The organism is Thermoactinomyces sp. CICC 10523 (assembly GCF_016055105.1).
Classification (GTDB): Bacteria; Bacillota; Bacilli; order Thermoactinomycetales; family Thermoactinomycetaceae; genus Thermoactinomyces_A; species Thermoactinomyces_A daqus.
Window position 1 is genome coordinate 86,060 of the sequence record NZ_JAECVX010000006.1, and the last position, 14,910, is coordinate 100,969.

The window sequence follows — 14,910 nt, forward strand, 5'->3', positions numbered from 1 at the left end:
AATATTTTATGAGAATCTTAATGATCGGTGATATTGTAGGCGCATTGGGAAGACAAACCGTTGTGAATTATTTGCCAAAGCTGATTCAGATCTACGAACCGGATTTCATTGTGGCCAATGGGGAGAATGCGGCCGGCAACGGCAGAGGCATTCAGCGCCATGCGATAAGAGAATTGCTGGATGCGGGAGTCAATTGCATCACCTTGGGAAATCATACCTGGTCTCAACCGGAAATCTTCGATTTTATCGACGATGAACCGAATATCATACGTCCGGCAAACTACCCCAAAGATACTCCCGGGAAGGGGTTTTCCGTTTTTTCGACACAAGCGGGCCGCTTAACGGTGATAAATTTGATGGGAAGAGCCTATATGGGGGCGCTTGATTGCCCGTTTCGGACAGCGGATGAGATCTTGAACCAAATTCCTTCTTCCATGGTCCTGGTCGATTTTCATGCCGAAACCACCTCTGAAAAACAGGCGCTTGCTTGGTATTTGGACGGACGGATCTCTGCGCTGATCGGTACTCATACCCATGTGCAAACGGCGGATGAACGGATTTTGCCCAAGGGCACGGGTTACCTTACGGATGTCGGGATGGTCGGGCCCGCAGACGGTGTGATCGGCATGGAAAAAAGCGCAGTGATCAAACGATTTTTAACGCAGATGCCGGTTCGCTTTGAAGTGGCCAAAGGAAAGGCAAAATTTAATGCTGTTCTGATTGATCTGGACAAACAGAGCAAAAAAGCGAAACAGATGAAGCGCATTCAGATCGATGAAGATCACCCCTTGATCGGTTGATTTTAAATAAATTTATTTGTGATTTTTTAGCTGTATCAATGTAAATTAGAAGGAATTTTTACGAAGAAGTCGAATAGGATAGAAGTAGTGGATTCACTCCAACCATCGAGGAGGTACCTTCATGGAAGTATTAAAGGTTTCAGCAAAATCTAACCCGAATTCTGTTGCTGGTGCACTCGCCGGGGTCTTGCGTGAACGTGGTCAAGCAGAGATGCAAGCAATTGGCGCAGGGGCGCTGAATCAAGCTGTTAAAGCGGTTGCGATCGCACGAGGATTTGTGGCGCCGAGCGGGATTGATCTGATTTGTATTCCTGCTTTTACGGATATTGTGATCGATGGTGAAGAGCGAACCGCGATTAAATTAATCGTGGAACCGCGCTAATTTATCTAATCGATATATTCAAAAAAACCTGTTTATTTTTATAGACAGGTTTTTTTTATAAATATGAGGTGAAAAATATGCAATGGCTGGATGGACATTGTGATGTACTGAGCAAAATGTGGAAAGATCCGGTGAAGCATAAGTTCTACGACCCTCAATCGAAGCTGGACAGTTCGTATTTTAATTTGCGGGAAGCGCCGGTCGCTCTGCAAGTTTTTGCTGTTTGGGTACCGGAGACGGTAGCCAAAGCGCAGCGGCTCCAAGTTGCTTTGAAGCAGATCGACCTCTTTTATGAAGAGATCATCCAGGACGAGCAAAATGTCATCTTGATTGCCGATCGCAAGCGTTTGAGAGAATGTTCGCCGGAACGGATCGGGGCGCTTCTGCTGCTTGAGGGAGCGGATGCCCTGCAAGGGGAACTGACCAATCTGCGGCTCTTGTGGCGTCTGGGAATCCGGCAAATGGGTCTTACCTGGAATTATGCCAACGAAGTGGCCGACGGAATTGAGGAGGAACGTGGAGGAGGATTGACCCGGTTCGGACGGCAAGTGATTGAGGAGATGAAACGACTGCGCATGATCCTCGATGTTTCCCATCTGTCGGTGAAGGGATTCTGGGAGGTCATCGGGGAGGAAGAACTGCCGATTCTCGCGTCACATTCGAATTGCCGGGCCATCTGTCCGCATAAGCGAAATCTCGAAGACGACCAGATCCGGGCCCTGATCGAACGGGATGGAAGAATCGGGGTTACTTTTGTCCCGTCTTTTGTCCATGTTTCTTATCCGGATGCGTCGATTTCCCATGTGCTGAAACATATTGATCACCTGTGCGGGCTGGGAGGGGAGGATTATATTTTCTTCGGCTCGGATTTTGACGGAATCAGCTACAAAATCAAGCATCTGGAGAGTTATCGTTACATACATTACCTAACAGAGGCCCTTTTAAAGGCATTCCCTGAGTCTTCTGTGAAAAAATGGTCTTGGGAAAATGGCTACCGATTTTACGAAAAACAATTATCTTTATAAAACAGCAAAAAATGCGAGCAAAATGAATCTCATCTTCTCACAGAGGGTTTATTGGGATTTTTAACAGATAAATTCCAAAGAGAGAAAAGTTTAATAGGTTGCTTTTTGTCTGGCAGAGGACTAGAATTAATACATGAAAATGCTATCACTCGCCACAGGGGGGGTTTTGAATCCTCTCGGGGCAAGAGTTGATATAAATTTTTTTTCATTTCATATTGTGTAGTGTGTGGCTGTATTAAAGGAGATGAGTTCATTGGTTAAGCAGCTTTCGTGGAAAGTGGGCGGACAGCAAGGGGAAGGTATTGACAGTGCCGGCGAAATCCTGTCTTCGGCACTCAATCGAAAAGGGTATTATCTGTACGGGTACAGACATTTTTCCTCACGGATTAAGGGTGGTCATTCCAACACCAAGATTCGGATCAGCATAAACCCAATCCGCTCCATTTCCGACGAGCTGGATATTCTTGTTGCATTTGACCAGGAAACGATTGACTTGAATGCTCACGAGTTAATTCAAGACGGAGTCATCTTGGCCGATGCCAAGTTTAATCCAACCGTTCCGGAAGGAGTAAACGCTCGCCTTCTCGTTGTTCCATTTACGAAAATCGCTGAAGAAATCGGTATGGCCCAAATGAAAAACATGGTGGCTGTCGGAGCTTCGACTGCACTTTTGGGCATTGATGCGGACTCGTTTAAAGAAGTCATTGAAGAGAGATTTGCGCGCAAAGGGCAAAAAGTTGTGGACCGAAATATGGAAGCGATCACAAGAGGGGCTGAATATGTAAGAAGCGAGGTTGGGAACAGCTTTACCCAATTCCGTCTGGAATCCTCCGATGGCAAAAAACGGTTGTACATGATCGGAAACGATGCCGTCGCTTTGGGAGCCATTGCAGCTGGTGCACGCTTGATGGCAGCTTATCCGATTACGCCATCTTCTGAAATCATGGAATATCTTATCAAAAAGCTGCCCGAATTCGGTGGCACCGTTGTACAAACCGAAGATGAAATCGCTGCCATCACCATGACGATCGGGGCGAACTATGGCGGCGTCCGCGCATTGACCGCTTCTGCCGGTCCGGGGCTTTCCCTCATGACGGAAGCGATCGGTTTGGCCGGTATGACCGAAACTCCGGCGGTGATCATCAATACGCAGCGCGGGGGTCCGAGTACGGGTCTGCCGACCAAACAAGAGCAGAGTGACTTGCTGGCAATGCTGTACAGCACCCATGGTGAAATACCGAAAATCGTGATTGCTCCAAGTACGGCCGAAGAATGTTTTTACGACACAATCCAGGCATTCAATCTTGCCGAAGAGTATCAATGTCCGGTAATCGTTTTGACCGATTTGGCTCTTGCGCTGGGTAAACAAACGGTTGAGCCGCTGGATTACGACCGGATTCAAATTCGCCGCGGAAAACTGGTGGGCTGGGATGAAGAGTTGCCGGAACTCGAAAATTCCGAGCTGTTCCCGCGCTATGAGTTTACGGAAGACGGTATTTCCCGCCGTGTGCTCCCGGGCAAGAAAAACGGGTTGCACCATGTGACCGGGGTTGAACATGACCAGACAGGCCGTCCATCCGAAAATCCGGTTAATCGTAAAAAAATGATGGAGAAACGCTTGTCCAAACTGAAAAACGGCATTGATTTCGATACACCGGTCTACCTGGACGCTGCCCATGAGGATGCGGATCTTCTCATTGTTGGTTTCTGCTCTACCCGCGGCACGATTCATGAGGCTAAAGAGCGTCTTGAGGCTGAAGGCCTGAAAGTAAATCACGCCCATATTCGTCAATTGTTGCCATTCCCGAGCGACATTATGCTTGAGCAAATGAAAAAAGCGAAGAAAGTACTTGTTGTAGAAAACAATGCTACGGGGCAATTAACCAATCTCATCAAAATGAATATCGGAATGGCAGAAAAACTGGTTCATTTCGGTAAGTATGACGGCAATCCGTTCTTGCCTTCCGAAATTTACAAACAATGTAAGGAGCTGTTGGTTCATGGCCACATTTAAAGACTTCCGCAATAAAGTTAAACCCAATTGGTGCCCAGGTTGTGGAGATTTCTCCGTGTTGGCCGCCATGCAGCGCGCTTTTGCCAATGTAGGGTTGGAACCGCATGATGTGGCCATTGTCTCAGGGATCGGTTGTTCCGGACGGATTTCCGGTTATGTAAATGCTTATGGTTTTCACGGTGTACACGGACGCGCATTGCCGATTGCTCAGGGGTTGAAACTGGCCAATCGTGACTTGACGGTGATCGCTGCCGGCGGGGACGGAGACGGCTTTGCCATTGGTATGGCCCATACCATTCACGCCATCCGCCGTAATGTCGATATTACCTATATCGTGATGGATAACCAGGTTTACGGGTTGACCAAAGGCCAAACCTCGCCGCGAAGCGAAGTTGGCTTCAAAACGAAAAGCACGCCGTACGGTTCAATCGAATCGGCCATTCACCCCATGGAAATGGCTTTGACCGTGGGGGCCGGCTTTGTCGCCCAATCGGTTTCCAGCGATTTGAAACAATTGACCCGCGTGATCGAAGAAGGAATCAAGCATAAAGGTTTTTCTTTGATCAACGTTTACAGTCCTTGCGTCACCTACAACAAAATCAACACGTATGATTGGTTCAAAGAGAATCTGGTCAACCTGGATCAAGTTGAAAACTATGATCCGTCCGATCGCCAGCTGGCCATGCAAACGCTGATGGAAAATCATGGTCTGGTAACGGGGGTTATCTACCAAAACAAAGAGCAGCAATCATATGAAAGCAAAATCAAAGGCTTTAAAGAAGAGCCGCTGGCCAAACAAGACATCATGATTTCCCGCGAACAGTTTGATAAATTGGTTGCCGAATTCGCATAATAATGGACAAACAGCCACTTCGCCAAATGAAAGTGGCTGTTTCTTTATTTACCGGGGGGGTGTGAAGATGAAATGGACGGTATTGGGATGCCAATCCCCTTTTCCTGCACCGGGCGGGGCGACTCCGGGATATCTGCTGGAGGCTGGCGGGAAAAAGATTCTGATCGATTGCGGCAGTGGAGTGTTATCGCAATTGGCCAAGTTTCTTCCGCTCTATGAAGTGGATGCCGTCATTCTTTCCCACTTGCATCATGATCATATTTCCGACTTTTTTGTTTTGCAGTATGCGATCATGATTGCCATGAATCAAGGCATGAGGAACCGCCCGTTACCGGTCTGGTCCCCTGCTCAGCCAGATTCATGGTTTCGACAATTGAGCTATGGGCGTTATATTCAAAGGCAGGCGGTAAAAGAAGGGGACATGCTGAAGTTGGGAGATGTAAAGATTCAATTTTTTGCTACGGATCACCCTGTCCCTTGTTATGCGATGAGAATCGACTCCGGCGGGCAAACGATTCTGTATGGGGCGGATTCAGGTCCAAAAACGGATTGGATCAGCATGGCGGCAAAGCCGGACCTGTTTGTTTGTGAAGGCTCATTTTTGGAAGCGGAACGCCCTCAAAACCCTGTCAGCCATTTATCTGTAAAGGAAACGGCAATGGCAGCCAAACAGATCCAAGCGAAACAGCTCCTTATTACTCATCTGTCTCCCCTTGCTGAGCTGAGCGAGGTGGTCAGGGAAGCAGCATCGGTATATCCAGGCCTTTGTCATCCGGCAAAACCGGGATTGATCATTCACCTTGCCTGAGCCGCAATTGGGTTTGCGCACGGAAAGGGGAAAGAATAACTCTCGCCAGTCCGGGTTCTTTGTGTTAAACTGGTACACATGGATAATTGGGCTTGTTCATTGTCAGGAATGTGGATCATCAGGCAAAACATCACCTGATCAAAAATAAAAAACGAATGCACTCATATAATGGCGGGAATAAGGCCCGCGAGTCTCTACCGAGCTGCCGTAAACAGCCCGACTATGAGTGAGCAAAAATGAAGAGACCTGGAAAGGTCTGAGGCTGTTGACAAAATTCAATTGGAGGGGATGGGTGTTTTCTGCAACGACCTTTGTGACGAAGGAACCGGGAGCAGGGAAAAGCATCTGAACTCGACGGACATCCGTTAATCAGCTGAGACCCGTATAGATCTCTTTGCCGGTGTTCGTTTGCACCCGGGTAACCCGCTCACTCCGCGTGGGCAGGCTGCCGGGGTGCTTTTTACTATCACCTGTTTGGGAGGGTGCGAAATGCAAAGTTTGGAAAATAAAATTCTGTTGGAAGGTCAAGTGCTGTCAGATGAGATCTTAAAAGTGGATTCCTTTTTGAATCATCAGGTTGACCCGTTTCTGATGCGGGAAATCGGTGAAGAGTTTGCCCGTCGTTTCAAAGATGAAGCCATTACCAAGGTTCTGACGATTGAATCGTCGGGAATTGCGCCGGCAACGATGGCGGCACTGCAACTCGGGGTTCCGCTCGTCTTTGCCCGGAAAAAGAAATCCCTGACCATGGCCGATCAGTATTACAAGGCGGAAGTTTTCTCTTTTACCAAGCGGGAAACCACTCTGATTGCCGTCGGAAAACCGTTTTTAAATGCGGATGATCACGTCTTAATCATCGACGATTTTCTGGCGAACGGACAAGCAGCAGAGGGATTGATTGATGTGGTTCAACAGGCGGGGGCTCATGTAGTCGGTATTGGAATTGTGATTGAGAAGGCATTTCAAGATGGAGGAACAAGGCTTCGGCAAAGTGGTTTTCGCGTGGAATCGCTGGCCAGGATCGCTTCGCTTCAGGATGGGGCCATCTCCTTCGTGAAAAAAGAAAAAGTATAGGATAAAAGACCCTTGATGATGGCTTTGTGCCAGCCGAATGAATGGCGCGGGAAGGGGAAAAACACCCCCTCCTCGCCTGATATTCGTTCTCATTCCCATGGCTGAAGCCGGGGTTTTTGGGGATCACCGGCCTTCTTGCCCTTTTTCCATCCATACTTCCAGTCCGATTGAATCTTCCTGAATTCTGCATGTTTGAAAGCGGCTTTTTGCGACCAACTCCGTAAACTGTTTTTTTGTATATGCGCGTTTGATCAACATCCATTTAAAGGCCCATTTTGTCAGCAATGCGTTCAATCCGGTAAGACCCAGATCCTCCTCGACGTGCCTTTCCATTACTTCTGTGGAAACATCGCCGCGCAAATCCATAATCACCGCTTTTCCGCCAGGTTTTAAAACCCGGTTCATCTCATTAATGGCATTGACCGGCTGGGCAAAGTTTTTAAAGGCAGCCCGGCAGATGATAAAGTCAAACGTTCCGTCATCAAATGGCATCCGGGCGGCATTGCCATGCTGAAAATCGATGGTTACACCCACTTCTTTCGCTTTGGCCTGTGCAATCTCCACGAATTTTTTACTTATGTCCAAGCCGGTGATTCGGTAGTTGCCCAGTTTTGCCAGTTCGATTGACAAGTATCCCGGTCCCGGGGCAACTTCCAAAACGGATCCGCCTTCCGGAACAATGGCGGCAACCTTCTTCGCATCTCTTTTGTATTGCTCCATATTTTTTTGGGTGTTTTTTGCATACCACGAAGCAATAAATCCTTCCATGCCAATCCCCTTGTAACCTTTTGGCGCTTTATCGGACATATCCGGTTCCTCCTTGTTTCCTTTGCTTCCCCTGGAACCCGTCAGCTGTGACGGTTGTCCAAGGGGGAAAACTTATTCGCAATCTCACGCAGCCACTTCTGATCCCAATGGATTTTTCCTGTGTCGATGTCATGGATCACGGAGCGGACCCATGCCAATTCTGCTGCATACATCGCGTGTTGATATTCGGTCTCGAGCAGGAACAAGCGGGGGAGCCCTTCAGATGTCACGGTTTGCAACTGGTTTTGGGTTGCGTTCAAACGGCATTCAAGTGCCCTTTCTCTTTTTTTTAGTTCCCGTACCACCTCATCTGGCGGAAGAAGCATCATAAAAGAGACGGCGGCGGGAAATTCCGGAAATTCCGGTTTCGGTGTGGACAGTATTTCCCTCAGCCAAGTCAATGCCGCTGTTCTTCCTTTATCCGTCACTTCGTAAACGGTCAGTTCCGGTTTCCCTTCATGCTGTTTTTTTTCCCGAACGGCAATGGCGCCGTCACGAAGCAAACGGTCAATCGTCTGATAAATGCCCGTTCGGTGACGAATGTTGATGACCTCGTGTTTCCCCCTTTCTTTTAAAAGTTGTTGCATGCGATAAGGGTGCATCGGTTCCTCGATGAGAAGCGAAAGGATTGCGAGGGCGATCGGGGATTTTTTGATTGTCTGTTTCATAGTAATAATATTACTATTAATAATATGTCTAAGTAAAGAGGCGGATCTTCTTTTTGGGCCAATTCCTTTTCATGATCGGCTGAAAAGAGTCCTCAAAAACGAAAAACGCGATTCTCCCTTTAAAAAAGAAAAGAATCGCGTTTTTCATAAAAGTTGGAAAGGAGGCATTACTTGTCGGTTTTTCCTCTCCAACCGATAAATTGATGTGCCCGATTGAAAAGCGTAGGATAAACAAATAAGCCCATCAGAATACTGGTCAGTGTCGCCGAAGCAGTAAAAGAAAACATGATCAATAGCTGGTAACGCACAGCTTCAATCGGATTCGTGCCGGCAATGATCAACCCGGTCATCATTCCGGGCAGTTGCACCAGTCCGACTGTTTTAAGTGAATCGACAATGGGAATCGTCCCGGAGCGGATCGCTTCCCTGGTCAGCCGCATGCTTGCCTGACGGCTGGTCGCTCCCAACGATAAGGCAACTAAAATATCCTCACGCATCTGTTCCGCCTGTTGTCTCATCTGATTCAGGACGAGAGAGGAGACAACCATGCTATTACCCACGATCATTCCACTGATGGGAATAAGAACTTGCGGTTTGGCTTGAATCAGGTGTAAAAAGAGCATCATGAGCAGGGTAAAACCGGCGACGATGAAAATGGTCAAAAAAATGCGGCAAAAAATCCAGGGAATTCCTTTTCCCCGAGCAGCCGCGTTTTGGGAGGCGACGGTGATCATCACCAATAAAACCAGCCCGATCCAATACCAATGGTTACTGGTGAAAATAAAATGAAGGACATAGCCGATGCTGATTAACTGAATCGTGGCCCGAATGGTTCCGATGATCAGATCCCGTTCCAGTTTCAAACGAAGCCAGAGGGAAACAAACATGGAAATCAATATAAATCCCAGGGTGGTGACCGTAGCTGTCCAGGTCATCGCTTCATTTCCTCCTGTCGCAAATGCCCGCTTTCCAAATGCCAGACTTGATCTGCGATGCGCCGGGCTTGTTCCGGTTGGTGAGTAATCCATAGCACCGTATGCCCTTTTTCCCGATAGCACCGCATCTCCTGTTCAATCCGTTCCGTGCTCTCAGGGTCAAGCGAAGCTGTTGGTTCATCCAGTAACAGTACATGCGGATTTAAGGAGAGAGAACGGGCCAAATGGACGCGTTGTTTTTCTCCGCCGGAAAGTTTTTCAATCGAACGGGTGAGATACGATTTTGACAGACCAACCCGCTCCAGCAATCGCGCCATTTCTTCTTCGGACATCGATTTTCCTTGTAATTTAAGGGGGTAGTTTAAGTTATCGGCCACGGTTTTGGGAAATAAAACAGCTGATTGAAAAACATGGTGGACTTCTCTCCGCAGTAAAATCGGGTCCCATTCTGAAAGCGGTTTTCCTTTATATGTAATCGAACCGTGATCCGGGTCCTCCAAGCGGTTTAGTAGACGGAACAGGGTGCTTTTGCCGGTGCCCGAAGGTCCCATTAAGGCAATAACCGATTCTGGCGGAATGACTGCACTTACTTCTTTGAGAGGGGTGGTTCTTCCTTCCGGGGAGTCGTATGATTTGGTGACTTCGCGAAGTTCGATCAGCGGTTGACTCTTGGGCAAATGGATCACTCCTGCAAAATGGGATGGTTTATCAATGAAAACTGTCCCGATCCTAATTCACAGTGTATCAATAGTGGATCCGATTTGCCATAAGGGTTTGGACTCTTGGCAAACATAATCTGTGAGAATAAAGCAATCGGGAGCGAGGGGATGCTCCCAGGCTCCCGGTTGCAATGGATGATTATAAAAAAAGAAGAGGAAAAGGGAACAGATTTTCTGGGATGAAGTGACGCTCGCTTGTTTTTTCCTCTTCTGTTTTCTTATTCGACTTTATCCGGGGTTTTACGTCCCTTTCGTTAGTTGTTGTCGCCGCTGGAAACCCTGATCATTGAACCATTGGTAAACATCATGTATAATAACTTAGTTAAAAGCTGTAATTTCCATCTTGTTGAATACAAGCCGAGTATGTGATTTCACCAAATGATGGTTTTGAATGGAGGATTTTTTGGAATGGGGGGCTGAAGTCTGTGACTCAAAACTCCCAACCGTTTTCAATATGCCTGCTCCATCTCATTTTCACGGTGAATCGACTGTTTTTTCATATATGGAAAGGATACTCTCACCAGAAAGGGTGAATAAACATGAGCAAACAAGTAAAGGACTACAGCCAATACTTTGTTGCTCCGGACTTAAAAGCGGCAAAGAAACGCGGAAAAGAAGAAGTGCAAGTGATTCAGTTTGAGGAAATCCCCGAGAATATGCGTGAGGTCGGCAAGGGGAAAAACTATTTGATCGAAACGTACGGCTGTCAGATGAACGTTCACGATAGTGAGACGATTGCCGGGATTCTTGAGAGAATGGGGTATTCCCGGACTGAGCGCGAGGAGGATGCCGACATCATCCTGCTTAATACCTGTGCGATCCGGGAAAATGCGGAGGACAAGGTTTTTGGTGAGTTGGGACGCCTGAAACAGTTGAAGCTGGAGAACCCCGATCTCATTCTCGGGGTATGCGGATGCATGTCCCAGGAAGAAGTGGTTGTCGGACGCATTTTAAAAAGTTACCAACACGTTGACCTGATTTTTGGAACGCACAATATTCACCGCCTTCCGGTACTTCTGCAAAACGCCCTTTTCAGCAAGGAAATGGTGGTGGAAGTATGGTCCAAAGAGGGCGATATTGTTGAAAGCATGCCCAAAGTGCGGGAAGATGGCTTGCGCGCTTGGGTGAATATCATGTACGGATGCGACAAATTCTGCACGTACTGCATTGTTCCGTATACCCGGGGGAAAGAGCGGAGCCGCCGGCCCGAAGATGTGCTGGACGAGATTCGCGAATTGGCGCGCAAAGGTTATCAGGAAGTCACCCTGCTCGGGCAGAACGTGAATGCTTACGGGAAAGATTTTACCGACCGGGAGTATACGTTTGCCGATTTGATGGACGATGTGCGCAAGATCGGCATTCCACGGGTTCGCTTTACTACGAGTCATCCGCGCGATTTTGATGACCATTTGATTGAAGTGTTGGCCAAACGCGGAAATCTGGTGGAACACATCCACTTGCCGGTTCAGTCGGGAAGTTCGGAAGTGCTTAAGTTGATGGCACGTAAATACACGCGCGAACGCTATCTGGAATTGGTTTCCAAAATCAAGAAAGCAATTCCGGATGTGGTGCTGACCACGGATATTATCGTCGGCTTCCCCGGGGAAACAGATGAGCAGTTTGAAGAAACCTTATCTCTCGTCAAAGAAGTCGAATTCGATTCTGCTTTCACCTTTATATACTCGCCCCGTGAAGGAACGCCTGCCGCGAAGATGAAAGATGACGTGCCGATGGAAGTGAAAAAAGAGCGGCTGGCCCGCCTCAATCAATTGCAAAACGAGATCAGCCGGCGCAAAAATGAGGAACTGCGCGGGCAAGTGGTCGAAGTGCTCGTCGAAGGGGAAAGCAAAAAAAATCCGAATGTCCTGTCCGGCCGAACCCGAACCAATAAATTGGTTAACTTTGTCGGGCCTAAACATCTGATCGGAAAATTTGCGTATGTGCGGATTGACGAGCCGCAAACATGGACGCTAAAAGGTGTGTGGGTGGAAGAAAAACCGCTTGCGAAAGTGGGTGGATGAGGTGAATGCCATTCCCGAAAACCATCCCATCCTGGTCGAGGCGCGGAAATTTGCCGAGTTGCTCAGCAGAAGCGAGGAAGTGATCCGCTTTCGGCTGGCGGAAGAGCAAGTCGAAAAAAGCGAGTCTGTGCAGAACAGCATTGCCGCCATCAAGCGCAAGCAAAAAGAATGGGTTCACGCTAAACATTATAAAAAAATGGAATATGCAAAGCTTCTGGAGAAAGAGTTGGATCAGCTTAATCAATATCTGGACGAGATGCCGATCGTTTGTGAGTTCAGGCAGCGCCAGGTCGAAGTGAATGACCTGCTGCAAACCATTCAGCAAGTGCTGGCGGATACTATTTCCAAAAAAATAGAGGTGGAAACGGGCGGACCGGTAAGGAGCGGCTGCGGAAGCGGCGGCCCCTGCAACTGCTCGTAAAAAAAAGGACGTCCCCACGGTTTTTTTCCGTGGGGTTTTTTTGCACTCTAGACGATGGCCCTGCATACACTTGTTAATGAACATGTTTGGAGGAGGGAAGCATATTGTCCTATACAGATAGAGCCGTGGAGTACCGTCAGATAGTGACCAAAGCGGTATGTGGAAAAGGAAGAAAATTTTCGCAAGTGACACATACCATTACTCCGCCGGAAAAATTGCACACGATTCTGGGCGCGTGGGTGATCAACCATCAATATGAATGCAGCAAAGTCGGGGAAGCGGTTGAAGTTCGCGGTAGCTATGATATTAATATCTGGTATTCGACAAAAGGAAACACCAAAACCGATGTTGTCAAAGAAACCGTTTTTTATACAGAGCAGGTTCCGCTGAGCTATTATGACCAAAACACCCGGGATGCCTCAGTTTCAGTTAGTGCCGCTGTGACGCAGGCTCCAAACTGCGTGGAAGCGTCGATCGCCTCACATCATGATGGAGTCGATGTGCGAATCGAAAAGGAGTTTGCCGTCGAAATGATCGGAGAAACCAAAATTTGTGTACCCGTCTACCCGTTGGAATATGCGGAGCTGGATGATAAAGAAGTGGCGAGCGGGTACAGTGAAATGGATGAGTCCTCTTTTGACGATTTGGATCCTGATCTGGTCATCGACGATTTGGAGGACTAGGATTGAGTGTAAAAGATGAAAAATTGATTGCCGGCTGCTGGTTTTGCATCAATCTGCAGCTTATGTTTGCAGAGGGTCGGGTGGTTGCTCCTGATCCTTTTTTTGTGTCACCATCTATCATATGCTTCAATGCTCCGCCCGATTAGACTTTTGTCTTTTGCTAACCATTTTTCCCCGTTCCACATACTATATCAGCATCATGCCCTTGAAGTGAGCAAGAGAGATGGGAAGAAAGGGGAAAGGTTATGGGCACCATTACCCTTCCTTATCTGGCAGTAGATCATGGAAAAGGGATTCGCGATTTCATTGTGGAAAAGCAGAATTTGGCATCGACCATCCGCTTAGAACTGCCGGAAGCAAGCAGGCTATCGGAATACATGCTTGTATTGAACGATGAGAAACAGGTGACGAAGTGCCGGAATTTGGTGGAGCGAAATCGGATATTGCTGATGCATGGCCTGCCTGTGGCAGTGAATGCAACCATATTGAGAGAGTATATTTTGGCCGTTTTCCAAACAAGGGTTTTGCTGATCTATCGTTCAGTAAACAATTCCGCCTTTCTTCCGGCTGCCAAAAAACAAAGACGGGTGACTTACCGGCGCGTTCCCCTGTCGGAACGGACGAGGGAAACGCGCAAAGCGCAGGAATTGGCCATCCGCGCCGTTTATGCACTCGGATTGGACTATGGCGTTGTCAAACTGGGGATTGGCACGGGAAGGAAAATGGTGATTCAGCAAGTGAACCCGTCCCCGCGTTTAAATAAGGAAATGGAAACGGCATATGTGCAGGCGATCACCCAATACATGAAAGGGTGTGCACGCTCCCGGACACCGTTGGAGGAGATTGTTTTGGGGGCAGACCCTGAATTTGTCATGGAATCACCGCAAGGAAAATTGCTGATTGCTTCAAATTATTTTCCCGTTCGCGGCAAGGTGGGATGTGACGCGATCTGGTTGGGTCAAAATCGCTCGCACAAACCGCTTGTCGAACTCAGACCCGACCCGACGCCAAATCCGCGACAGCTCGTTGTGCGCATTTATCAGTCACTCATTTTTGCCAATAAAAAAATGGGAAAAGTTCCGGCCAAGTGGCTGGCAGGTGCCATGCCGTATGAGGGATTTCCGCTGGGAGGGCATATCCATTTCAGCGGCATACAGCCGGATTTTAAATTGCTCCGGGCACTGGATAACTATTTGGCAATGTTGCTCGTGATCGCAGAGGATGAAAAAGGGAAGAGACGGCGTCCCAAGTACGGTTTTCTGGGGGATTTTCGCTATCAGGACTACGGCGGATTCGAGTATCGGACGCCGCCGAGCTGGCTTGTCTCCCCTACACTGACCAAAGGCGTGTTTGTGACAGCGAAGCTGATCGCCGCCAATTATAAACAGCTTCGGTATAATCCGCTGGCCGATGTATCGATGCAGGAAGCCTATTACAAAGGGCGGAAACAGGCGATTGCCGACTGGCTCCCCATCTTGTGGCAAGATCTGAAACAATGCCCGGATTATAAAGTGTACCAGGCCTATTTGGATGATTTTTACCATTATCTCGCCTCCGGGATCACTTGGGATGAATCGCAGGATTTTCGCAAATTTTGGCGTTTGCCGCCATACGGCAAGAAAAAAACGGAGCAAACATAATGTGTTGAATGGTCATTCGTGTTACAATGGTGTAATGAAAAACAGAAAAACGGAGGCAGA

The 14,910-nt window shown here is 48.0% G+C and carries 15 protein-coding genes and 1 riboswitch; of the genes, 11 read left to right on the plus strand and 4 right to left on the minus strand.

The genetic code is table 11. The features are described from left to right. The first annotated feature begins 8 nt into the window (after nucleotides 1–8). The 7 genes from I8U19_RS09385 to I8U19_RS09415 all read left to right on the plus strand — a co-directional run bounded on the left by I8U19_RS09385 (nucleotide 9) and on the right by I8U19_RS09415 (nucleotide 6,956). The gene (locus tag I8U19_RS09385; RefSeq protein ID WP_198055759.1) at nucleotides 9–800 is read left to right on the plus strand and encodes a TIGR00282 family metallophosphoesterase; all 792 of its coding nucleotides are present in this window, start codon (nucleotides 9–11) and stop codon (nucleotides 798–800) included. 121 nt (nucleotides 801–921) lie between these two features. Further along, nucleotides 922–1,182 carry a stage V sporulation protein S gene (locus tag I8U19_RS09390; protein WP_022737614.1) on the plus strand — a complete coding sequence of 87 codons (261 nt, stop codon included), beginning with the start codon at nucleotides 922–924 and terminating at the stop codon, nucleotides 1,180–1,182. A gap of 77 nt (nucleotides 1,183–1,259) precedes the next feature. Then, a complete protein-coding gene (locus I8U19_RS09395; RefSeq protein ID WP_198055760.1) occupies nucleotides 1,260–2,207 on the plus strand; it encodes a dipeptidase in 948 nt (315 codons plus the stop codon). Between the two features lie 253 nt (nucleotides 2,208–2,460). Further along, complete coding sequence (locus tag I8U19_RS09400; RefSeq protein ID WP_198055761.1) at nucleotides 2,461–4,221, plus strand: 2-oxoacid:acceptor oxidoreductase subunit alpha; 1,761 nt, start codon at nucleotides 2,461–2,463, stop codon at nucleotides 4,219–4,221. Then, the gene (locus I8U19_RS09405; RefSeq protein ID WP_033099680.1) at nucleotides 4,208–5,074 is read left to right on the plus strand and encodes a 2-oxoacid:ferredoxin oxidoreductase subunit beta; all 867 of its coding nucleotides are present in this window, start codon (nucleotides 4,208–4,210) and stop codon (nucleotides 5,072–5,074) included. The genes I8U19_RS09400 and I8U19_RS09405 overlap by 14 nt, the downstream gene beginning before the upstream one ends. Nucleotides 5,075–5,141: 67 nt before the next feature. Further along, the gene (locus I8U19_RS09410; protein WP_033099681.1) at nucleotides 5,142–5,882 is read left to right on the plus strand and encodes an MBL fold metallo-hydrolase; all 741 of its coding nucleotides are present in this window, start codon (nucleotides 5,142–5,144) and stop codon (nucleotides 5,880–5,882) included. A 141-nt stretch (nucleotides 5,883–6,023) separates the two neighbouring features. After that, nucleotides 6,024–6,125, plus strand: a riboswitch (purine riboswitch). Between the two features lie 246 nt (nucleotides 6,126–6,371). Then, complete coding sequence (locus I8U19_RS09415) at nucleotides 6,372–6,956, plus strand: xanthine phosphoribosyltransferase (protein ID WP_033099682.1); 585 nt, start codon at nucleotides 6,372–6,374, stop codon at nucleotides 6,954–6,956. A 123-nt stretch (nucleotides 6,957–7,079) separates the two neighbouring features. Here the strand turns inward: I8U19_RS09415 and I8U19_RS09420 are convergent, their stop codons facing one another. The 4 genes from I8U19_RS09420 to I8U19_RS09435 all read right to left on the minus strand — a co-directional run bounded on the left by I8U19_RS09420 (nucleotide 7,080) and on the right by I8U19_RS09435 (nucleotide 10,043). Beyond that, nucleotides 7,080–7,763, minus strand: coding sequence for a class I SAM-dependent methyltransferase (locus I8U19_RS09420; protein ID WP_232336346.1), 684 nt, complete (start codon nucleotides 7,761–7,763; stop codon nucleotides 7,080–7,082). 41 nt (nucleotides 7,764–7,804) lie between these two features. Then, nucleotides 7,805–8,431 (minus strand): PadR family transcriptional regulator, encoded by a 627-nt coding sequence (locus tag I8U19_RS09425; RefSeq protein ID WP_198055762.1) that lies wholly within the window; start codon nucleotides 8,429–8,431, stop codon nucleotides 7,805–7,807. A gap of 167 nt (nucleotides 8,432–8,598) precedes the next feature. Further along, the gene (locus tag I8U19_RS09430; protein WP_033099685.1) at nucleotides 8,599–9,366 is read right to left on the minus strand and encodes an ABC transporter permease; all 768 of its coding nucleotides are present in this window, start codon (nucleotides 9,364–9,366) and stop codon (nucleotides 8,599–8,601) included. Further along, entirely contained in the window at nucleotides 9,363–10,043 is a 681-nt protein-coding gene (locus tag I8U19_RS09435; protein WP_198055763.1) for an ABC transporter ATP-binding protein, read from the minus strand. The genes I8U19_RS09430 and I8U19_RS09435 overlap by 4 nt, the downstream gene beginning before the upstream one ends. A 581-nt stretch (nucleotides 10,044–10,624) precedes the next feature. Between I8U19_RS09435 and miaB the strand changes: the two genes are divergently transcribed. From miaB to I8U19_RS09455, 4 genes are all read left to right on the plus strand, one after another. Beyond that, nucleotides 10,625–12,106: a tRNA (N6-isopentenyl adenosine(37)-C2)-methylthiotransferase MiaB gene (gene miaB, locus I8U19_RS09440; protein ID WP_033099687.1), complete on the plus strand. Its 1,482-nt coding sequence runs from the start codon at nucleotides 10,625–10,627 to the stop codon at nucleotides 12,104–12,106. Continuing rightward, complete coding sequence (locus I8U19_RS09445) at nucleotides 12,087–12,527, plus strand: YlbF/YmcA family competence regulator (protein ID WP_220184938.1); 441 nt, start codon at nucleotides 12,087–12,089, stop codon at nucleotides 12,525–12,527. Before miaB ends, I8U19_RS09445 begins: the two co-directional genes overlap by 20 nt. Nucleotides 12,528–12,631: 104 nt before the next feature. Next, nucleotides 12,632–13,210, plus strand: coding sequence for an outer spore coat protein CotE (gene cotE / locus I8U19_RS09450; protein ID WP_033099688.1), 579 nt, complete (start codon nucleotides 12,632–12,634; stop codon nucleotides 13,208–13,210). 245 nt (nucleotides 13,211–13,455) lie between these two features. Further along, nucleotides 13,456–14,850 (plus strand): putative amidoligase domain-containing protein, encoded by a 1,395-nt coding sequence (locus I8U19_RS09455; RefSeq protein ID WP_052153951.1) that lies wholly within the window; start codon nucleotides 13,456–13,458, stop codon nucleotides 14,848–14,850. Nucleotides 14,851–14,910: the final 60 nt, after the last annotated feature.